This is a genomic window from Sphingomonas sp. GW821-FHT10F11 (genome assembly GCF_058809095.1).
The window spans coordinates 342,865-363,784 of the sequence record NZ_JBXASH010000001.1 but is presented as its reverse complement, the minus strand read 5'-3'; the positions used below and the strand labels follow the sequence as shown (position 1 = coordinate 363,784).

General features: G+C 66.5%; 20 protein-coding genes and 1 tRNA gene. 17 read left to right on the top strand and 4 right to left on the bottom strand.

Going from position 1 to position 20,920, the window contains the following annotated elements; genetic code table 11:
• Nucleotides 1-248 precede the first annotated feature (248 nt).
• A complete protein-coding gene (gene mutL, locus AC1RT8_RS01695; RefSeq protein ID WP_493073854.1) occupies nt 249-2,021 on the bottom strand; it encodes a DNA mismatch repair endonuclease MutL in 1,773 nt (590 codons plus the stop codon).
• 160 nt (nt 2,022-2,181) lie between these two features.
• On the opposite strand from mutL, the gene AC1RT8_RS01690 reads away from it, so the two are divergent.
• From AC1RT8_RS01690 to AC1RT8_RS01665, 6 genes are all read left to right on the top strand, one after another.
• Nucleotides 2,182-3,228 carry a rod shape-determining protein gene (locus AC1RT8_RS01690; protein WP_372854148.1) on the top strand — a complete coding sequence of 349 codons (1,047 nt, stop codon included), beginning with the start codon at nt 2,182-2,184 and terminating at the stop codon, nt 3,226-3,228.
• A 57-nt stretch (nt 3,229-3,285) separates the two neighbouring features.
• The gene (locus tag AC1RT8_RS01685) at nt 3,286-4,158 is read left to right on the top strand and encodes a rod shape-determining protein MreC (RefSeq protein ID WP_493073847.1); all 873 of its coding nucleotides are present in this window, start codon (nt 3,286-3,288) and stop codon (nt 4,156-4,158) included.
• On the top strand, nt 4,155-4,667 hold the full coding sequence (mreD, locus tag AC1RT8_RS01680; protein WP_493073846.1) for a rod shape-determining protein MreD: 513 nt from the start codon (nt 4,155-4,157) through the stop codon (nt 4,665-4,667). Before AC1RT8_RS01685 ends, mreD begins: the two co-directional genes overlap by 4 nt.
• Nucleotides 4,664-6,748 (top strand): penicillin-binding protein 2, encoded by a 2,085-nt coding sequence (gene mrdA / locus AC1RT8_RS01675; protein WP_493073845.1) that lies wholly within the window; start codon nt 4,664-4,666, stop codon nt 6,746-6,748. Before mreD ends, mrdA begins: the two co-directional genes overlap by 4 nt.
• Nucleotides 6,745-7,857, top strand: coding sequence for a rod shape-determining protein RodA (gene rodA, locus AC1RT8_RS01670; RefSeq protein WP_493073843.1), 1,113 nt, complete (start codon nt 6,745-6,747; stop codon nt 7,855-7,857). The genes mrdA and rodA overlap by 4 nt, the downstream gene beginning before the upstream one ends.
• Nucleotides 7,858-7,971: 114 nt before the next feature.
• Nucleotides 7,972-8,047 (top strand) — tRNA-Lys (locus AC1RT8_RS01665).
• 96 nt (nt 8,048-8,143) lie between these two features.
• Here AC1RT8_RS01665 and AC1RT8_RS01660 read toward each other — a convergent pair.
• Nucleotides 8,144-8,440 carry a DUF6958 family protein gene (locus tag AC1RT8_RS01660; RefSeq protein WP_493073838.1) on the bottom strand — a complete coding sequence of 99 codons (297 nt, stop codon included), beginning with the start codon at nt 8,438-8,440 and terminating at the stop codon, nt 8,144-8,146.
• Nucleotides 8,437-8,943 carry a GFA family protein gene (locus AC1RT8_RS01655; protein WP_493074654.1) on the bottom strand — a complete coding sequence of 169 codons (507 nt, stop codon included), beginning with the start codon at nt 8,941-8,943 and terminating at the stop codon, nt 8,437-8,439. The genes AC1RT8_RS01660 and AC1RT8_RS01655 overlap by 4 nt, the downstream gene beginning before the upstream one ends.
• A 108-nt stretch (nt 8,944-9,051) precedes the next feature.
• Between AC1RT8_RS01655 and AC1RT8_RS01650 the strand changes: the two genes are divergently transcribed.
• Nucleotides 9,052-9,717 carry a TetR/AcrR family transcriptional regulator gene (locus AC1RT8_RS01650; RefSeq protein WP_493073835.1) on the top strand — a complete coding sequence of 222 codons (666 nt, stop codon included), beginning with the start codon at nt 9,052-9,054 and terminating at the stop codon, nt 9,715-9,717.
• Nucleotides 9,718-9,732: 15 nt separating this feature from the next.
• Here AC1RT8_RS01650 and AC1RT8_RS01645 read toward each other — a convergent pair whose 3' ends face one another.
• On the bottom strand, nt 9,733-10,431 hold the full coding sequence (locus AC1RT8_RS01645; protein WP_493073832.1) for a response regulator transcription factor: 699 nt from the start codon (nt 10,429-10,431) through the stop codon (nt 9,733-9,735).
• Between the two features lie 519 nt (nt 10,432-10,950).
• On the opposite strand from AC1RT8_RS01645, the gene AC1RT8_RS01640 reads away from it, so the two are divergent.
• The 10 genes from AC1RT8_RS01640 to AC1RT8_RS01595 are packed head-to-tail and all read left to right on the top strand — an operon-like array spanning nt 10,951 to nt 20,915.
• Nucleotides 10,951-11,307: a hypothetical protein gene (locus AC1RT8_RS01640; RefSeq protein ID WP_493073829.1), complete on the top strand. Its 357-nt coding sequence runs from the start codon at nt 10,951-10,953 to the stop codon at nt 11,305-11,307.
• Nucleotides 11,307-11,900 carry a Pvc16 family protein gene (locus AC1RT8_RS01635; protein ID WP_493073828.1) on the top strand — a complete coding sequence of 198 codons (594 nt, stop codon included), beginning with the start codon at nt 11,307-11,309 and terminating at the stop codon, nt 11,898-11,900. Before AC1RT8_RS01640 ends, AC1RT8_RS01635 begins: the two co-directional genes overlap by 1 nt.
• On the top strand, nt 11,897-12,790 hold the full coding sequence (locus AC1RT8_RS01630) for a hypothetical protein (protein WP_493073827.1): 894 nt from the start codon (nt 11,897-11,899) through the stop codon (nt 12,788-12,790). Before AC1RT8_RS01635 ends, AC1RT8_RS01630 begins: the two co-directional genes overlap by 4 nt.
• A gap of 15 nt (nt 12,791-12,805) precedes the next feature.
• Nucleotides 12,806-15,085, top strand: coding sequence for a phage tail sheath family protein (locus AC1RT8_RS01625; RefSeq protein WP_493073823.1), 2,280 nt, complete (start codon nt 12,806-12,808; stop codon nt 15,083-15,085).
• A 12-nt stretch (nt 15,086-15,097) separates the two neighbouring features.
• Nucleotides 15,098-15,553, top strand: coding sequence for a phage tail protein (locus AC1RT8_RS01620; RefSeq protein WP_493073818.1), 456 nt, complete (start codon nt 15,098-15,100; stop codon nt 15,551-15,553).
• A 3-nt stretch (nt 15,554-15,556) separates the two neighbouring features.
• A complete protein-coding gene (locus AC1RT8_RS01615) occupies nt 15,557-18,388 on the top strand; it encodes a phage tail sheath C-terminal domain-containing protein (protein WP_493073814.1) in 2,832 nt (943 codons plus the stop codon).
• Nucleotides 18,388-18,864 (top strand): phage tail protein, encoded by a 477-nt coding sequence (locus tag AC1RT8_RS01610; protein WP_493073809.1) that lies wholly within the window; start codon nt 18,388-18,390, stop codon nt 18,862-18,864. Before AC1RT8_RS01615 ends, AC1RT8_RS01610 begins: the two co-directional genes overlap by 1 nt.
• Complete coding sequence (locus AC1RT8_RS01605) at nt 18,861-19,688, top strand: CIS tube protein (RefSeq protein ID WP_493073805.1); 828 nt, start codon at nt 18,861-18,863, stop codon at nt 19,686-19,688. Before AC1RT8_RS01610 ends, AC1RT8_RS01605 begins: the two co-directional genes overlap by 4 nt.
• A gap of 10 nt (nt 19,689-19,698) precedes the next feature.
• Nucleotides 19,699-19,851, top strand: a complete 153-nt coding sequence (locus tag AC1RT8_RS01600) for a hypothetical protein (RefSeq protein ID WP_493073800.1) — start codon at nt 19,699-19,701, stop codon at nt 19,849-19,851.
• A 23-nt stretch (nt 19,852-19,874) separates the two neighbouring features.
• Entirely contained in the window at nt 19,875-20,915 is a 1,041-nt protein-coding gene (locus tag AC1RT8_RS01595; RefSeq protein WP_493073797.1) for a phage late control D family protein, read from the top strand.
• The last annotated feature ends 5 nt before the right edge of the window (nt 20,916-20,920 follow it).

The following is a 20,920-nucleotide window of genomic DNA, read 5'->3' as shown; positions in this document are numbered from 1 at the left end:
GATTTCAGAGACTAAAACAATCGCCAAGATATATAGAGCATTACTTAAGCGACTCTCACATTGCGCAAGAAATCGTGAAATACTGCCTGCCACACTATTCAACCGTCTGCTCTTTGCCACGAGAGCGTTGATCGGAAACGATAGCCTGACGGCTGAATCGGTGGTAAATATCGTAACGCGATTGATAGCGTTGATCGACTCTCACATTAGCTTTAATGCTGGAAGAATCGTGCCCCCTTCCGGTGCGTTTACTTCCGTCCGAACAGCTTCTCGATATCGCCATGCGCCAGCTTCACCCAGGTCGGGCGGCCATGGTTGCACTGGCCCGAATGCGGTGTGATCTCCATTTCGCGCAGCAGCGCGTTCATCTCGGTGACCGAGAGGATGCGCCCTGCCCGCACCGATCCGTGGCACGCCATGGTCGCTGCGACATGATCGAGCCGTTCCTTCAGGCTCAACGCCTCGTCGAACGCGGCCAGCTCGTCGGCAAGGTCGGTGACCAGGCCGGTAACATCGCTCTGCCCGAGCATCGCCGGCACCGAGCGCACCAGCATCGCGCGCGGGCCGAAGCGCTCAAGGTCGAGCCCGAACTCGGTCAGCTCCGCGGCGCGCGCTTCGAGCCGATCGCAGGCCGGCTCGTCCAGCTCGATCACTTCGGGCAGCAGCAGCGCCTGGGCGGCGACGCCGCCATTGGCCATCGCCTTGCGCATCCGCTCGAGCACGAGCCGCTCATGCGCGGCATGCTGGTCGACCAGCACCAGCCCGTCCTCGGCTTCCGCGACGATATAGGTCTTGGCGACCTGACCGCGCGCCACGCCGAGCGGGAAGGATATCGTCTCGGGCGGCGGCGCATAAGCCGGCTCAGCCCGCGCCATCGGTGGGGCGATGAAGCTTGGGCGGCGTTCGAACACCGCATGCTGGCCGGCTGCCGGCCTGCTGTCCCACTGCCGGTCTTCCCAGAGCTGCGGCGATGCGGGTGCCATCGGCTCCTGCTGCCACGCGGCCAAAGCCGTCTCGCTCGGCCGCTGCACGCTGCGATGCCCCGCTTCGTCGAGCGCGCGCTTCAGACCGCTGACGATCATGCCGCGCACCATCGCCGGCTCGCGGAAGCGCACCTCGGTCTTGGCGGGGTGGACGTTCACATCGACCATGTCGGCCGGCACCTCGAGGAACAGCGCCACCACTGCATGCCGGTCGCGCGCGAGCAATTCGGCATAGGCGCCGCGCACCGCGCCGACGAGCAGCCGGTCCTTCACCGGCCGGCCATTGACGAACAGATATTGATGATCCGCCACGCCGCGGTTGAAGGTCGGCAGCCCGGCGACCCCGCCCAGCTTCAGCCCCTCGCGCTCCAGGTCGATCGGCACGCCATTGTCGATCAGCGCCCGGTCGGTCAGCGCGGCGACCCGGTCGGGCAGGCTCTCGCCCGCCGGCACCGACAGCGATCGGCGGCCGTCATGCTCGAGACTGAAGGCGATGTCAGGCCGCGCCATGGCGAGCCGGCGCACCACATCGAGGCTCGCGGCATATTCGGACCGGGCGGATCGCAGGAACTTGCGCCGCGCCGGCACCCGCTCGAACAGCGCCTCGACCCGAACCCGCGTGCCCGGGGGAATCGCGGCGGGCCCCTCCGACACCAGCACGCCGTTATCGACCACCCGCGACCAGCCTTCCGCCCCGCGCACCCGGCTTTCCAGCGTCAGCCGCGCCACACTCGCGATCGAGGGCAACGCCTCGCCGCGAAATCCCAACGTTGCAACGTTTTCAATCGCTTCGTCGGGCAGCTTGGAGGTCGCGTGCCGCTCCAGCGCAAGGCCCATATCGGGGGGCGTCATGCCGCATCCGTCGTCGGTCACCTCGATCAGGTCGGTGCCCCCGCTCACGAGACGAATCGCGATCCGGTGGGCGCCCGCGTCGATCGCGTTTTCCACCAGTTCCTTCAACGCGCTGGCGGGGCGTTCCACCACTTCACCGGCGGCGATACGATTGACGAGATGTTCGGGCAGACGGCGTATTGACATGGATGTGGCTGTAGCCCAAGCGACGGCATCCCGCGACCCGCATCTACTCGGCAAACAGAGCGTGGAATTTCCCACTCTGGCCGGGCCATCACAGGTGCAGCAAGCGGACAGTGCGAACTGCCGGACCGTTAGAAGCGGCCGGCCTGGAACGGAACGATCAATGGCCTTCTTCTCGCGTTTCTTCAGACTCATGTCGCACGATATGGCGATCGATCTCGGGACGGCGAACACGGTGGTATATCTGCGCGGACGCGGCATCGTCCTCAACGAGCCGTCGGTCGTCGCGGTCGAGACGATCAACGGCGTCAAGCGCGTCAAGGCGGTTGGCGACGACGCCAAGCTGATGATGGGCAAGACCCCGGACAGCATCCAGGCGATCCGCCCCTTACGCGACGGTGTCATCGCCGACATCGATGTCGCCGAGCAGATGATCAAGCACTTCATCCACAAGGTTCATGGCGGGCAGCGGCGTTTCATGCGCTGGCCGCAGATCGTGATCTGCGTGCCGTCGGGCTCGACCTCGGTCGAGCGCCGCGCGATCCGCGACGCTGCGTCCAACGCCGGCGCCTCGCAGGTCTGGCTGATCGAGGAGCCGATGGCGGCCGCGATCGGTGCCGACATGCCCGTCACCGAGCCGATCGGCTCGATGGTCGTCGATATCGGCGGCGGCACGACCGAAGTCGCCGTGCTCTCGCTGCGTGGCCTCGCCTATACCACCTCGGTCCGCGTCGGCGGCGACAAGATGGACGAAGCGATCGTCTCCTATGTCCGCCGCAACCACAACCTGCTGATCGGCGATTCGACCGCGGAGCGCATCAAGCAGGAAGTCGGCGTGGCGAAGCCGCCGCCAGACGGCATCGGCCTCACCATCCACGTCAAGGGCCGCGACCTGGTCAATGGCGTGCCGAAGGAAATCCAGATCAACCAGGGCCAGATCGCTGAAGCGCTCTCGGAACCGGTCGGCCAGATCGTCGAAGGCGTGCGCATCGCGCTCGAGAACACCGCGCCCGAGCTGGCGGCGGACATCGTCGATCAGGGCATCGTGCTCACCGGCGGCGGCGCGTTGCTCAAAGGCATCGACGAGGTGCTGCGCGACGAAACCGGCCTGCCGGTCACGATCGCCGACGACCCGTTGACCTGCGTTGCGCTGGGCACGGGCCGCGCGCTCGAGGATCCGGTGTTCCGTGGTGTGCTGCACAGCGCGTGATCAGATGATGAGGCCCCGGTGCCGATGGGCGGCGCCGGGCCTTCTGTGAGGGGGAATATGGCGCCGTCTCGTAACCGGCGCCCGGGTTTTTCGCGGCGGGCGCAATACAGCCTATTCCTGGGATATGTGATCGCCGTGGCGGGCTCGCTTGTCGGCGCGGTCCTGCTTGCCCTGGCGACTCTCGATCCCCCCGCCTTCGCCGCGCTCCGCGCAACCGTGGCGGAGGTGACCACCCCCATCTCGTCCGGCATCGCGGCGATCGGTCGGGGCATCGCCTCAATCCCCTCCTCGGCCTCCGACTATATCGGCGTGCGCAAGCAGAATGCGCAGCTCCGCAAGGAGCTGGAAGACAATCATGCGTTGCTGATGCGCGCCCGGACCCTCTCCTACGATAACCGCCGGCTGCAGGCACTGCTACGGCTGCGCGAGCGCTCGCCGGAGCCGGTGGTGGCGGCGCGGCTGGTCAGCTCCTCGGCATCGAGCACGCGGCGTTTCGCCGTGCTCAATGCCGGGTCGTGGCAGGGCGTGAAGCCGGGCCAGCCGGTACGCGGCCCCGAGGGCCTGATCGGCCGCATCCTTGAAGCCGGACCCAATACCGCCCGAGTCCTGCTCCTGTCCGATCCGGAAAGCATCGTGCCGGTGCGCCGCACCCGTGACGGCCTGCCCGCGCTGGCCGCGGGCCGCGGCGACGGGCTGCTCGACATCCGCTCGGCCTCGCTCGCCAATGTCGGGTTCGAGCCAGGCGACATCTTCGTCACCTCGGGCACCGGCGGCATCTATTCGCCCAACATCCCGGTCGCGCGGGTGCTGAAGCGGGCGCGCGACACGGCGCTCGCCCGCACCTTTGCCCAGCCCGACACGCTCGATTTCGCGCTCGTCCAGCAGGCCTTCCTGCCCGTCGCGGCCCCGGCGGCCACGCCCGCGCCATGAGGCAGCCCGCCCGCGGCCCCTTCGACGCCGCGCCACCGCCCGCGGCCGCGCGGCTGCTGCCGCCGCTGTCGGTGCTGCTCGCCTCGCTGATCACGACCTGGCCGTTCGTCGCGACCTTCCCGTTCCTGCCGCCGCTCGGGCTGATGATGCTGCTCGGCTGGCGGCTGACCCGGCCCGACGTGTTCCGCATCTGGGCGCCCTTGCCGCTCGGCTTCTTCGACGACCTGGTCAGCGGCCAGCCGCTGGGCAATGCGATGCTGCTCTGGACCCTGTGCTTCTTCATGATCGACCTGATCGACCAGAGGCTGGTGTTCCGCGATTTCTGGCAGGACTGGCTGATCGCATCGGGCGCGATCGGCTTTTGCCTCATCGCGGGACGGCTCGTCGCTGCCCCTATCGGCGCTCATGTCGATACCGTGCTATTGCTCCAGATCGTGATCTCGACGATGCTCTTCCCTCTGGTAGCGCGGTTCTGCGCCTGGCTTGACTACAAGCGCGGGGGCGAATGAACCAGCCAACACGCGTCATCACCGAGGCGACGCAGACCTACAGCTTCTCGCGCCGCGCGCTGGTGCTGGGCGCCGGCCAGGCAGCGGTCGGGCTGCTGCTCGCCGGCCGCATGACCTGGCTCGCCGTCGCCGAGAACGAGCATTACAGCCTGCTCTCCGAAAGCAACCGCGTGAACATGACTCTGGTCCCGCCGCGGCGTGGCTGGATCGTCGATCGCAACGGCGTGCCGATCGCCAACAACCGCACCGATTTCCGCGTCGATATCATCCCCGACCGGCTTGAGAACAAGGACCGCACCCTCGGCCTGCTTCGCGACATCCTCAATCTCCCGCCCGAGGAGATGGACCGGATCAGGACCGACCTGAAACGCGCGGTCGGCTTCCAGCCGGTTCAGGTTTCGGAAAATCTCGACCTGGAGAAGTTCGCCGCGGTCAGCGTGCACCTGCCCGAGCTGCCCGGCGTCGCGCCGTCGCGCGGCTTTGCGCGCAGCTATCCGGCGGGCGCCGCGGTCGCGCATCTGACCGGCTATGTCGGCGCCGCCTCGGCCGAACAATATCAGAAGACCAAGGACCCGCTGATGGTCACCCCCGGCTTCAAGCTGGGGAAGGACGGCCTTGAGAAGACGCTCGAGCCCGAGTTGCGCGGCAAGCCCGGCGCCAAGCGCGTCGAGGTGACCGCTCGCGGCAAGCTGGTCCGCGAGCTGGCGACCCGGCCCGACGAGCCTGGTAGGACGGCCCGCCTGACGATCGATGCGGGCTTGCAGGAATATGCCGCGCGCCGCCTCGGCACCAATTCCGGCTCGGCGGTGGTGATCGATGTCGCGACCGGCGAGATGCTCGCGATGGTCTCGATGCCGGCTTATGACCCCAACAGCTTTTCCGACGGGATCAGCCATCTCGAATGGAAGATGCTGTCGGACGACGATCACGTGCCGCTGATGAACAAGGTGCTGCAGGGGCTTTATCCGCCAGGCTCCACCGTAAAGCCGATGAACGCGCTCGCCTTGCTCGAGGCGGGCGTCCATCCCGACCAGTCGGTCAATTGCTCGGGCGCGTTGAAGGTCGGCAACGGCACCTTCCATTGCTGGAGGCGCGGTGGGCATGGCGGAGTCAACATGCGCCGTGCCGTCGCGCAGAGCTGCGACATCTATTTCTACCAGATGGCGCGCGACATCGGCTACGACCGCATCGCGCCGGTCGCGCGCAAGCTCGGCCTGGGGCAGAAATACGACCTGCCGTTCGGATCGCAGCGCTACGGCACGGTCCCCGATCCCGACTGGAAGCTCAAGCGCTACAAGCAGGACTGGACGGTCGCGGATTCGCTCAACGCGTCGATTGGCCAGGGCTATGTCCTCGCCAATCCGCTTCAGCTCGCGGTGATGGCCTCGCGCATCGCCTCGGGCCGCGCGCTCACCCCGAGCATCCTGATGGACAAGGTCCACCCCGCTGCCCCGCTCGACGTTGCGCCCGAGCACCTCGACATCATCCGCGACGCGATGTTCGCGGTGGTGAACGATGGCGGGACCGGCGGCGCGTCGCGGCTCCAGATTCCGGGCATGACCATTTCGGGCAAGACCGGCACCGCGCAGGTCCGCCGCATCTCGATGGCGGAGCGGCGCAGCGGCGTGCTCAACAATGCCGCCCTGCCCTTCAAGATGCGCGACCATGCGCTGTTCATCTGCTTCGCGCCGTCGGACAAGCCGCGTTATGCCGCCGCGGTCGTGCTCGAGCACAATGCCCATCTCATCCGCAATCTCGACACGCCGATGATCGGGCGCGACATCCTGACCTATCTGCTCGACCGCGAGCGCGCGGTGGCGAGTCTCGCCGAGGTCGAACCGACCTGGGGTGGCGACATCAAGACTCGCATGGCCGCGCAGGGCGCCGCCTATCGAGAGGCCGCCAACGCGCCTCCGCCGACCGTCGGCGCAGCGACCGAGATCAACGCCACGGCGCCGACCGACGCCCCTGCAGTGGAGGCCGCGACCGAAGCCGCCGATGCCAGCGCCGAGGCGCTTGCCAATGCTACCCGGGCCGGCGCGGGCGTCGCCGAGACCGGATCGACGGAGACCGATCGGTGAGCGGCCTCAACTTCGTTCCCGAGCCGCTGGCGCAGCTCCCCTGGAAGATCATCCTGCTGGTGCTCGGGATCGGGGTGTTCGGGCTGCTCGTGATGTATTCCGCGGCAGGCGGCAGCTTACGCCCCTGGGCGCTGATCCAGGGCATCCGCTTCTTCGTCTTCCTGGCAGGCGCGGTCGTGCTGTCGCGCGTGCGCGAATCTACATGGCAGGCGCTGGCGATCCCGGCCTATGTCGGCCTGATCGTCATGCTCATCCTGGTCGAGCTGATCGGCGCGGTGCGCGGCGGCGGGCAGCGCTGGCTCGATCTCGGCATCATCCGCCTGCAGCCGTCCGAGCTGATGAAGGTGTTCATCGTGCTCGCGACCGCCCGCTTCTACCATTCGCTGCCGCCCAACGAGACGCGGCGTTTCGGCGCGATCTGGCCGGCAGCGGTGCTGATCCTGATCCCGGCCGCGCTGGTCATGAAACAGCCCGATCTCGGCACCGCGCTGATGATCGTGGTCGGCGGCGCGACCGTGATGTTCCTCGCCGGCGTGCCCCTGCGCCTGTTCATCGGCGCCGCGCTGACGCTTGGGGCGGCGATCCCGCTCGCGGTGAATTTCGTGCTGCACGGCTATCAGCGCAACCGAATCCTCGTCTTCCTCAACCCGGAGAGCGACCCGCTCGGCATCGGTTATCATATCAGCCAGTCGAAGATCGCGATCGGATCGGGCGGCATCCTGGGCAAGGGATTCCTCAACGGGACTCAGAGCCATCTGGACTATCTGCCCGAGGGCCATACCGATTTCGCGCTGGCGACGATGATGGAGGAGTGGGGCCTGATCGGCGGCATCGGGCTGATCATCGCCTTCATGATCATCATCCAATGGGGCGTGATGGTCGCGCTCCGCGCGCAAAGCCGCTTCGCCCGGCTGACCGCGGCGGGCATCGCCACCACGATCTTCTTCTATGTCGCGATCAACATGGCGATGGTGATGGGCCTGGCGCCGGTGGTGGGGGTTCCCCTGCCGCTGATCAGCTTCGGCGGATCGTCGCAGATGACGATCATGCTGTGCATCGGAATCCTGATGTCGATCGATCGCCAGAACCGCCAGACGGTGCGCTGGTAGGGCCAGCGAGACGAGCGGGCAAAAAAAGGGTTTGCAACTCTGGCGACGGGTGCTAACGGGCGCCCTCCCCGATGCGGCGGCGCCTTCCAACGCGCCACTTTCGCTGCCCGGTATGGACGCATAGCTCAGTTGGTAGAGCAGCTGACTCTTAATCAGCGGGTCCTTGGTTCGAGCCCAAGTGCGTCCACCATAACTTCCGCAAAAAGCCCTCAGCCCGCTGCAGCCGTACCGGCAAAAGGGCAATGAAGAACCATATCCAGAAATGGCGACGAGGGCGCGGGTCGCCCTACAGCCGGTGCAGGCGCAGCGGCTTGCTCTCTTCCCGCGCGATCAGGCGCCTCGCCTCGAGATCGAGTTGCACGCCCTTCAGCCACCAGCCGGCCTTGTCCCCGCCGGGGAACAGCGCCTCCGGCAACAAGGGCAGAAGCCGCGCCTTCGTTTCGGCCACCGTCAGGCCGGGCACCGTCGCCGGCAGCACCGCCAGGATGGCGTCGCGCATCGCCTGATATTTGTCCGCATCCACCCGGATCGGCCGGTCAGGGCTGTTGGGGTTCTCCATCGGGACCTTGGCCGACGCGGTCACGATCGCAGACCCGCGACGGCAGGCGCGCGGAAGCCCATCGCGGCCCAGGCGGCCAGCAGCCTCCACATGAACTTGCCCGAATGGGTCGCGTAATTGGGCAAGTCGTCGGGCAGCACCAGGCCCTCGCGCCGGTCGCGGGTCATTACCCGCATCTCCAGCGGCGGCGCATCTCCCGAGACCCGGCTGCGATACAGGCTCAGCCAATGGCCCTTGCTGAATTCGAGGAACATCGCCGAGTTGCAACAGGTCGCCACTACCCGCCGGGTCGGCGCGGCGGGCGAAAGGCGATGATCCTCCAACCGCTCGCCGCCCCTGGTGCAGCGAATGCGGTCCTTCCGGTGCAGGACGAAAGCAGTGCCCCCATCGGCTTCGAGCACCGGCGGGGCATCGGCCAGCCGCTCGATCCGCGCGCCCGCTTCCTGACAGCTCGCGCAATAGCAGGCGGCGCTCATGATTGGCTTGCCTATGCCTTCGAATTCAACCGCACCGCACCGGCACGACATTGTCAGGGGCTCCGGCTGTTTCACGCTCATCCAACTCTCCATTCCGATCTTGTATAGAACTGGACTGTCTAGTACCAAGAGTCAACCGAACCCGATTGGCTGGAGACGATGGCGCGTACGACTGAACCGACCGAGATCGACCCGGTGAGCCGCACCGATCGCAAACGTGTGGCGATCCTCGATGCCGCCACCGAGATATTCCTGCACCGGGGCTATCTCGGCACCAGCATGGACGAGGTCGCCGCGCGGGCGGCGGTGTCGAAACAGACGGTCTACAAGCAGTTCGCGAGCAAGGAGGCGCTGTTCGTCGCGATCGTCACCAGCATGACCGGCGCGGCCGGCGATATCGTCCAGCGCGAGATCGCGGATATGGGCGAGCTGGACGATCCCGAGAAACAGCTACGAGCCTATGCCGAGCGGCAGCTCCTCGTGGTCCTCACCCCGCGGCTGATGCAGCTCCGCCGCCTCGTCATCGGCGAAGCGGGCCGTTTCCCGGAACTTGGCCGCGCGTTGCAGGAGGGCGGACCCGGGCGCGCCGTGGCGGGTCTGGCGTCAGCCCTTGCCCGCTGGACCGATCGCGGCTTGCTGTCGATCGAGAATCCGCAGGCCGCCGCTTCTCACCTCAACTGGCTGCTGATGGGCGAACCGGTGAACCGGGCCATGTTCCTGGGCGATGCCGCGATCCCGGGGCCGGTGGCGCTCCGCCGCCACGCGGCCGAGGGCGTCCGCGTCTTCTTCGCCGCCTATGGGAATCCCGCCCCACAGGCGCCCTGACCGAACCGCGCCACATCAGGCCACGGTCGAATCGTACACCCCCTGCCCCGCCCGGCCGCCCCGCGCGACTTGCGACAGCATCAACATGCGCCGCTGCGGCAGGTTCAGCTTGTCCAGGATCATATGTACATGGTTCTTGACCGTAGCCGGGCTGATGTTGAGCGCGCAGGCGATCTCCTTGTTGGACATCCCCTCTTCCACCAGCGAGGCGATCTCGCGCTCGCGGCGCGTCAGATGCGCGTCGCCTTCGGGCCGCCCGCGCGCCGCGACCTGCGCGACGCGTTGCAACAGGCGCGTCGTGAGCTGCGGCGGACAAACCGGGATCCCGCTCAGCGCGCGTTTGGCCGCCTGGTTCAGGTCGGTGATCGTCCCATCATGGTCGACGAACGCGGTCACGCCCGCTTCCGCCCCCGCTAGGCCCTCATCCTCGCTGGTCATGCCGAAGCCGATCACCAGCACAGGCGGCGACAATGCCCGTGCGGCCCGCGCCGCCTCGCGCGAGCGTTCACGGGAAATATCGACGAACACGATCTCCACCCTGTTCAGGGCGAGCGCGCCGGAAAGGTCCTCGGCCGAGATGGCGCCCACCACCTCCAGGTCGCCGATCCGCGTCAGTCCCGCGGCAATTCCGTCGCGATAGATCAGGACGTCGCTCACCACGAGCGCGGCCGGTCGCCTCCCGCTGCCTGCGTCGCCGTCGCGATGGCGCTCCATCCGTGAACTCCTTTATATTGCGCCGCTCCGGCCGGCTTTCGAAAATGCCGATCGGCCGTGGCGGGCCGGACCAATACTCGCCGGGAGAGAAAATCCTGTCCCCCAACATCGCGATTAACGCTGAGTTGTCCACGCAGCGCACGGCCTACCGAGCCAAGAACAAGCCTTGGCTGTCACGAAAGAGCAAAGGAAACTCCCAGCAACTAGGCAACGGCGATTATAGTCCCGATCCGGGCATTCGGAAACTGGATTTAAGATCAATACGGTGTTTTCGACGATTCTCTGTCGCGATGCCGTCGACTCTCCGTCGACCAATTGCATGAATGCGACATTATAGACCAAATGGACTGGACCATCGGTTCGGGCGCAGGTCCGGCCCCGCTCCCGGGCCCCCTCCCGGACCTCCTCCCAGGTCCTTGTCCCGGCCCGTCGACCCGGGCCTTCCTCCCCACCCTTGGGATCATGCGCGCCGCGCCGACATCGGCCTAATTTGCCTCCCTGACCTCGAAGGGGTGCGCAATGACGATCCGCGTATTGCTCGGCGCCTCCACCGCGATGGTCAGGTCAGCGCTGCACGGCGCGCTCGCCGGATGTGAGGATATCGAACTGATTCAGCCCGTCGCCTCGCCCGATACCCCCGATGCCGAAACAAGGATCGAGGACGTGGATGTTGTCGTCCTTCATCAGGCGGCGATGCGCGATTTCCCGGTCGCGCTGCGGGCGATCGTCGAGGCGCCGCATATCGGCGTGGTCGCGATCGGCGAAGATGGGCAAGCGGGCAGCCTGTATCGGGTCGACCGGCAAGGATGGCGTTTCACCGCCGGGGGCGAGCATGGGCTCGCCGATGCGATCCGCGCCGTGGCGCGGGCCGGCTGATGGCCCAGCATCAGGCCATCGCCGCGGTTGCCGCCGCGATCCGCGGCCTGATCCGCGAACGTTATCCGCGCGATGCCTTCAACACGCTCACCGTCGAGATGTACCAGGCCAAGGAGGTGGAGAAGGGGCTGACCGGCGACGGCTTCGCGATCCTGCCCTGGCGCGTGACGATCAACACGCAGCGCCGCGCCCGCGGGCCACGGGTCGACATTTTCGGGCGCCGTTTCAGGCCCTCGCTGCCGATCGATCTCAGCTTCCTGATCATCCCGGTCGCTTCCTCGGCGGAAAAGCAGTTGCGTATGCTCGGCTGGCTGATGCGCGCGCTGGAAGATGCCGGGACGATCACCGCCGCCCAGCTCAACGACTATCTCACCGAGGACGACATCTTCACCGTCGAGGAGGATGTCGACCTGGTCTGCGATCCGCTCGCCCTCGCCGACCAGCTGAACATGTGGGATCGCATCCGCAAGCACCCGCTGTTCGTCAATTATCTCGTCCGCATGGTGCTGATCGACAGCAATCAGGCGCTCGACGACAATGGCGAGGTGCTGGAACGCGGCTTCGGCGTCGGCATGGCCGAGGAGGCGATATGACGCTCGTCCTCGTCTCGCCCGATCGCTTGGTGCGGCATGTCCCGCTTGGTTTCGCCTTCCGCGACACGTCGGACCTCGGCCTTGTCGGCGACGGGCTGGAAGTGCGCATCGTCGATGCCGAACGTCCCTTTCGCAGTGCGACGCTCGGGCCGACGCCCAGCGGCACCTGGATGACACCCCGTTTGCCCGGACTTGGTCTGGAGCTCGCCGGAACTCCCGCCGACTGGCCCGCCAAGGCGCGCAGCTTCAAGATATCAGTCGACGATCCGTTCCGCCGCTTCCTGCCGATCCGGTTCGAGGCGAAACTGCCGGTGCGCGGTCGGTTGGTCTGGCCGGGCTGGGCGGCACTTGACCAGGCGAAGATCGCTCCCCTGCTGCCGGCCGACGCACCCGCGGCCTACAAGCCCGACTATCTGCCGCTCTTCCCAACGATCGCCCGGGCCGCATCGGGGCCGCGTTCCACGGTCCGCGCCCAGCTTGCCGAGCGCCAGGCCGATGGGTCCGACAAGCCCGCCGCCTGGGCCGCGATGACGGTCACCGTCGACAGCAGGATCATCGCGCTGGGCATCGCCGGCGCGAACGGCTCGATCGCCGCGGTCGGCGCCTATCCCGCGCTTCCCACCCAGACCCCTGTGGAAGCGGCCAAGGGTCGGGACGAGGTCACCTGGACTGCCGAGATCGCCGTCTATTGGGATGAGCTGGCCGACGATCAGCCCGGTCTGGACGCAATCCTGGGCCAGCTTTCCAGCCCGCCCCGCATCGCCCTCAAGCAACTCGGGAAGGACGATCCCCTGCCCGGCCAGCCGCTCACGCTCGGCCGCCCGCTCACGCTCGTGTCGCTGAAGTCGGCGAACGTGCGTCTCTCAACGCTCTACCTCAAGCCGAATTGATCGAGGAGACTGCCCATGCCTGAATATCTCGCCCCCGGCGTCTTCGTGGAGGAAGTCTCCTACCGGGCCAAGTCGATCGAAGGTGTCAGCACCACCACCACCGGGTTCGTCGGCGCGACGCGCTACGGGCCGATCGACATCGAGCCTGACGTCATCACCTCGCTCGTCGAGTTCGAGCGGATCTATGGCGGTCGCCAGCAGCTCGAGTTCGTCGGTACGACCCTCGACAATTACATGTGGAGCGCGGTCCGCGCCTTTTTCGAGGAAGGCGGCAAGCGGCTCTATGTCGCCCGCGCGTTCCAGGGCGATCTCGACACCGCCTGCGCGAAAGTTGCCGGCAAGCTGGTCCCGCCGGCCAATGTCGCCATCCGCGCCCGCTTCCCCGGCAAGGCGGGTGAGGCCCGGGTGCGGCTGCAATTCTGGGTGAGCCAGAACCGGCTGGTGCTTGAGCCCATCGGTGGCGGCAAGCACAAGGCGATCCTGCGCTCGTCGTTCGACCGCGATACCGTCTATGTCGGCAACGATGCCAAGAAGGGCATCTATTTCATCTCCTACGACATTCAGAAAGACCTGTGGAATTTCGAGAACAAGGACGGCTCGAGCAAGTTCGAACTGCAGGATCTCGCCGAAACCAACGCCACCATCCGTACCATTACGGCAAGCGTCTATGTCGAGCCGAGCGAGCCCGGCCTTCCCTTCTTCGCCGTGGCCAATCTGGCGCTCGACCGCGGTCACAAGACCGCCGGTGCGCCCGATTCGATCTTCGACTATTTCGCGGCCGAGCCGGCCAATCTGTCAGCCTCGCGCTCGATCCCGATCGTCATCGCCGCATTGACCCTGGCCCAGGCTCAGGAGGAGAAGACGGCGGCCGATCTGGTCAAGACCAACGCGGACAAGGCCGACAAGGACGCGAAGAAGGCGCTCGACGCCGCCAACAAGGCGGTCACCGACGCTGAAACCGAAAAGGGTATTGCGGACGGCAAACTGACCACCGCGCTCGATCATCAGGCCAATCCTCAACCCGGCGACGTCCAGGCCGATCTCGACGCGGCCGTCGTCGCCGCCCAGGCTGAGGTGGACGCCGCCCAGGCCAAGATCGATCTGGCGCTCCCGTTGGTGCAGCCTGCGATCGACGCGAAGGCGGCGACCGCCGCCGCGCTTGTAGAGGCGACCGAGCGCGCCAAGGCCGCGGCCGACATCTTCGCCACTGCGGGCGACGACAATCCACCGCGCAACGGCGCCAAGATCGCCTCCGATTATCTTTCGGCCAACAAGGCGGACAACCGCTTCGTCATTGCCGATCTCGAGGGCACTGGCAGTGATGCGGCCAAGGCGCGCAGCGAAGGCAAGGCCCCCTTCCTCGATGCGGTGTTCTTCCTGGCCGGGGGCAAGGACGGCGAGGTACCGGGCCTGGATGCCTATGCCGGCGAGGAAGATCAGACGACCAATCGCAAGTCGGGGCTCAAGGCGTTCGAGGATGTCGAGGATATCTCGATCGTCGCCGCCCCCGGATCGACCTACGCGCTAGCGGCCAAGACCAACGCCCAGGCGATCGCCAACGCGCTGATCGGCCATGCCGAGCACATGCAATATCGCATCGCGGTGCTCGACAGCATCAAGGGTCAGTCGATCGCCGATGTTCGAGCCTATCGCGCCATGTTCGATAGCAGTCACGCGGCCTTTTATTACCCCTGGATCCGGACCATCGATCCGAACACCGGGCAGGAGAATTACTTCCCGCCATCGGGTTTCGTGGCGGGCATTTATGCCCGGAACGACATCGAGCGCGCGGTCTTCAAAGCGCCGGCCAACGAGGTCGTGACCCTGGCGCTCGGCTTCGAGAAGCTGATCAACAAGGCCCAGCAGGAAGTGCTCAATCCCGAAGGGATCAACTGCTTCCGCTTCTTCGAGGGGCGCGGCATGCGGCTCTGGGGCGCGCGCACCATGAGTTCCGATCCTGAGTGGAAATATGTCAACCTTCGCAGATACTTCGCTTATCTCGAACGCTCGATAGACAAGGGCACCCAATGGGCGGTGTTCGAGCCCAATGGCGAACGGCTCTGGGCGAACGTGCGACGCACGATCGAGGATTTCCTCCTCAACGAATGGCAGTCCGGCGCGCTGCTCGGCGACAAGCCCGAACGGTCCTATTTCGTGAAATGCGACCGCTCCACCATGACCCAGAACGACCTGGATAACGGCCGGCTGATCTGCCTGGTCGGGGTCGCGCCGCTGCGTCCCGCCGAATTCGTCATCTTCCGCATCGGCCAGTGGACGGCCGACCGCAAGTCATAAGGGGTCATTGTCATGGCAGTGCTGAGAGCAGATCGCCCATATGTCCAGTTCAACTTCCTGGTCGACCTGGGCGACGGCAACCCCGAAAGCCCGCAAGCAGGCTTCCAGGAAATCAGTGGCATCGGGATGGAAGTCACCGTCTCCGAATTTCGGCTTGGCAACAGCAAGGAAAATTCGGTGGTCAAGATCACCGGCATGAACAAGTCGACCGACGTCACCATGAAACGCGGCGTGATCGGCTCGCTCAACCTTTACAAATGGCTCGATCAGATCCGCAACGGCGATCAGCAAGCGCTGCGTACGGTCACCATCACGTTGAAAAACGAAGACCATACCCAGGACGTCCAGGTGTGGAAGCTGCTGCGCGCGCGCATCATCAAGCACACCAGCGGCCCGCTGAACGCCAAGGGCACCGACGTGGCGATGGAAGAGCTGGTCATCGCCTACGAGCGGCTGGAGATGGAATAACCCATGTTCGCCGGCGACGCCCTTCCCGGCATCCGCGTCGACATCGCCCCGGCTCCAATTGCCGAGGCGCTGCCGCGCATGGACGTCGCCGTGTTCGCGGGGTTCGCGCAGCGCGGGCCCTGCCACGTCGCGATCGCCGTATCGAGCGTCGCCGCCTACGAGGCGGTGTTCGGTGGCGATTGCCCACTTGCCTATGACGAGGAAGGCGGTCGCCGGCTGACCGGCAACCTGGCGCCTGCGGTCCGCGCCTTCTTCTCCAATGGCGGCACACGCTGCTGGGCGATCCGCCTCGCCGAGACGACCGAGCTGGCCGATAGCCGCGCCGCCGAGCTGGGCGCTCCTGATGCGGGATCGCGTCCCGCGTCCGCGGGCAGCTTCCTGATGCCCGGTCTGCTCTGCCGGCTCCCCGTCATCGACGACAATGCCAGCATCATCCTGCCGGCCAGGCTGAGCGCCGCCAGCCTCGGCTCCTGGTCGGATGAGATGCGGCTCGCGGCGCGCCTCTCGCGCCGACCAGTCGCCGTCGCGGGGCAAGGCAAGCTGCGCTACGGCCTGCGTTTCGCCGATCCAGGCGTGTTGGCCCCCGGCGATCTGATCGAGCTGACCGGCGGTAGCGGCCTCGTCAAACGCTATGCCAAGGTGGTGCGCCTGGCGGACGGCGATGTCATGGCGATGTGGATCGCCTCGTTCGCCCGCATCGTCGAGGCCGAAGAAGGTCCGGCGGTCGTCAAGCAGGGCCATGCCATGATCGCAGGCGAGGCGGGCAGCTTTGAAGCGAGCCTTACCGAGGGCACGGTCTGTACGCTCAGCTTCGCCGACAAGAATATACCGCTGGCGCGCGGCCAATGGGTGCGTTTCCAGCATCAGGGCGAGGCCGATTGGTTGCGCATCGATGCCCTGCGTGTCGATGCCGTCCAGGACAACAAGGCATTCGGCCCCGCATGGCAGCAGGTGGCGTCGCGGATGCCGGGCGGGCCGCTCGCTGCGTCGAAGGTCATGATCGACATTGCCGAGCATCGCCCCGGCGCGGATCGAGTCCATACCGGACTCGGGCTGGCCCCTGAGGCGGCCGGAGCGATCCAGGACCTTGTCGATGCCGATCTCTTCCATCGGGAGCGGACCAACCGTACCGCGGCGATCCGCCCCGGCTTCGCCATCACCGGCGAAGAAAGCGATCGCATCGCCCTTGCCTATGGCGATTCAGGTTTCGCCGAGATCGCCGCGCGGTTCGGCACGCCCGCCTTTACCGCGACCGATCGCCTGGCGCTGCGCTCCGCCTGGCTGCCGGTCGGGCTCGATGCCGACTTTGCCGAGCCGTGCGGGCCCTTGCCCCGGTCCGAGGACCCGTTGGTCCGCGACGGGCTGTCGCGCTTCGACGAGCGAATCTTCCTCGATCCCCGCCTCGCCGATCTGCGCGGTCCTGCACTGGTCGAACGAGTCCAGGCGATCCGCGATCTCGGCGAACAACGCGTGTTCGGTATTCACGCCGCCTTCGACATCGAGGGCGACCTGTTCCCCGAACCGAGCCTGCTCGCCGTTCCCGACGCCACCCAGCCGGGCTGGGAACTCGACAGCATGGGGGACAGTTTCCCGCCGCCCGCGCCGGGCTCCCCGGTCCTCGCCAATTGGCGCAATCATTCGGGCGGATGCCCGCCCCCCGCGGTACCCGAGCTGGCGGAGCCGGATTTCAGCGGGTTCCTGGATTGCACGACCCGCCTGCTCGCCGCACCCGAACTCGATCCGCTGCAGAATCCGGTCGCCACCGACGACTTCACTCTGTCCTGGTCTCCTGGACCGGCCGGTAGTGTCGCGGTGCTGGAGGAGGCCGCCCAGCCGGAGTTCACTGACGCGGTCGAGCTGCTCCGCGAGAAGAACGTCTCATCCTATCCCGTCACCGGACGCGCCCAGGGAGTGCATTATTATCGCCTGCATTTCGAACTCGACGGAAACGTATCGGCCTATGCCGCCGTCAAGGCGGTGCTCCGCAAGGCACGTTTCGCGGCGGCCAAGGCCGGGCTCAAATCGCCGCGCCTCGCCGCGCTCCATACGGCCATCCTGCGCATCGCCGCCGCCAATGGCGATTTCTTCGCGATCCTGTCGCTCCCCGCATATTTCCGGACCGCCGATGCCGCCGGCCATGCCCGCGCGCTCGCCACGCTCGCGCCGGGTGCCGGGTCGACGGGCCAGCTCGGTGCGGACGAAGCCCGCCTTCTCTCGCATGGCGCGGTCTATCATCCCTGGCTCGTCGCGCGGACTGGCACTGGCCTGTTGTCCGCGCCACCCGACGGTGCCGTCGCCGGCTTGATGGCGGCGCGCGCGCGCCATCGCGGCGCCTGGATCGCCCCCGCCAACGATCCGCTGATGGACGTGGTCGGGCTGGATCCATCGCTGCCCGAACCTGAGCTGCTCGCGCTCGACCACGCCCGCGTCAACATGATCCGCCATTTACCGGCTGGCTTCACGCTGCACGACGCGGATACGCTCTCGCCCGAGCGCGAGTGGCGCCCGATCAACGTCCGCCGACTGATGATGCTGCTCCGCCGCACCCTGCTCCGCCGCGGCATGACCTATGTGTTCGAACCCAATGGCCCGGCGCTGCGCCGCGCGGTCGAGCGCAGCCTGATCGAGACGCTCGACGACCTGCAGCAGCGCGGCGCCTTTGCTGGCGCCAGTTCTGAAAAATCCTTCCGCGTCGCCGTGCAGCAGAGCGATGCCGATATGGACGCGGGCCGCCTGGTCGTCGAGGTCGGCGTCGCTCCGTCCCAGCCGATCCGTTTCCTCACCCTCCGCCTCGTCCAGCAGGGCGCGCGGCTTTCGATTCTCGAGGAGGCGTGATGGTCGACGCAGTGCGCCCCTTCACAGCCTTCAACTTCGCGGTCGAGATCTATCCCGACGGCAAAAGCGATCCGCTCGTCAAGGCAAGCTTCGCCGAGTGCGACGGGCTCGAGATCACGCAGGAATTCAAGACGATCCGCTCGGGTGGCGCCAATGATCACGCATACCGCGTGCCCGGCACCATCAGCTACGCCAACCTCACCCTGAAGCGCGGCTTCACCGACAATTTCGATCTCTGGAAATGGTTTGCCGATTCGATCGCCGATCCTTTCCTGCGCGCCAATGCCGAGGTCGTGATGTTGGCCGAGGACGGCAGCACCGAACGCGCGCGCTTCCAGCTCAGCCGCTGCATTCCCGCCAAGATCAAGGCCCCCGCACTCAACGCGAAGGACGGCACCATCGCGATCGAGGAATTCGCGATGGCCTATGAAAAGCTCCAGCTCGCCATGCCGGCACCGGCGGGAGGTGCCAAATGAGCGAGCAGGTTCTCGTCAGGGCCCAGATGATCGAACTCAAGCAGGACCTCTCAATCGAGAAGCCCGGCGGCAAGAAGGTCTTCGTCCAGTTCAATCCGGAATCGATGAAGGTCACCTTCGCCAACCAGGTCGCCGAGCCCAAGGGCGGTGACCAGAAGGCAGGTACCGCCGGCCGCCAGTTCGTCGGCGCGGGCACGACGAAACTGGCCCTGACGCTCTGGTTCGATGTGACCGCGATGGCCCAGAACCCGGTCGATGATGTCCGCCGCCTCACCGCCGACATCCTGTTCTTCATGACGCCCCAGGAGGCTGAAACCGACAAGAAGAAGCTCGCGCCGCCCGGCACCCGCTTCTCCTGGGGCTCGTTCATCTTCGACGGCATGGTCGAGGGGCTCGAGGAAAGCCTCGAATTCTTTTCGCCCTCGGGCAAGCCGTTGCGCGCCAGCGTGACGCTGACGCTCGCGCAGCAGAAGATCCTGGTTTCGAAGTTCGACGACCCCGGCACGGTGCCGTCGCGCCCCGGCCAGCGCCCTTTCACCCCGGCGCCGCAGAATACCAGCCTCCAGAACATGGCGGGCGCGGCCGGCAAGGATGACTGGCAGGGCGTCGCCGCCGCCAACAATGTCGAGGATCCGCTGCGCATGTCGCCCGGTGCGCTGATCGATCTCGACGCGAGCGTCGGCGTGGGCGGCAGCGTGGGCTTTGGTGGCGGTGCCAGCTTCGGTGTCGGAGTGGGTTTCGGCGTCAGCGCGTCGATTGCGCCGCCAAGCTTCGAGATAGGCGCCGCGGTTTCGCTGTCGTCCCCGAAACTGTCGATCAATTGAGGAGCGGGAAATGGCGGTCGTCATCGACGAATTCGAAGCGACCGGGGAACCGGCCAATGACGCCAAGGGCGATGCCGGCCCCCAGCAGGAACCGCGCCCGCATGAAACCCGGCGGCGTATGCGTGCCGTCGCCATCCGTGCCGCCCGTGTCTGGCCGCGATGAGCGCTGACGTCGCCCGTTTGCCGATGCGTCCTGCGCGGCCCTCGATCTTCATCGAGGGCAAGCGCAATGCGCAGCTCGAGGCCAGCCTGCTCCGCTATGAGCTGAGCGACAGCATCGAAGGCATGGCGCGGGCCGAGATTTCATTCGGCAATTGGGGTGGCGAGGACAAGCCCGGCTTCCAGTATTTCGATCGCAAGACCCTTGATTTCGGCAAGAAGCTGAAGGTCGGCATCGGCGATTCCGATGTCCTGTTCGAAGGCCGCATCACCGGCATCGCCGCCGATTTCCCCGAAGGCGAAGCCGCGCGCATCACCGTCTTCGCCGAGGACCGGCTGCAGGATCTGCGCATGACCCGGCGCACGCGCTGCTTCGCCCAATCCTCGCTCGGCGATGTGGTGCGGAAAGTCGCCCGGGAACACGGCCTCGATGCCCAGGTCGATACCCAGGCCCCGGCGGTGCCGCTGCTCGCCCAGCTCAACCAGACCGATCTCGCTTTCCTGTTCGATATCGCGCGGCGTTTCGACGCTGACATCTTTATCCAGGGCGCGGCGCTCCATGCCGCCCCGGCGCGCACCCAGGAGGGCGTGAAGCTCGCCTGGGCGGGCACTTTACGCTCGTTCAGCGTGCTCGCCGATCTTGCGCATCAGCGGAGCGGCGTCGTCGTCTCTGGCTGGGACGTGAGCGAGAAGAAGGGCGTCAGTCACAAGGGCGCCAAATCGGCGATCGAGTCCGAACTCAACGGCGACACCGCCGGCGGCGACATCCTCGTCAAGGCGCTCGGCGAAAGAGTCGACACCCTGGCGCACGGCGTTCCGCGCTCGGCCGACGAGGCGAAGCAACTCGCCGAGGCCAGCTACCGCCACATGGCGCGGGGGTTCGTCACCGGCGAAGGTTCCTGCGAGACCGATCCCAAGCTTCGCGCCGGCGTGAAGCTCGACCTGACCGGCCTCGGCCCGCTGTTCGACGGCAGCTACCGCGCGATCTCGGTCACCCATCTCTACGACCCGGAGCACGGCGCGCGCACCGAATTCCGCTGCAACCGCCCGGGGATCAAGCCGCTGTGAACGCG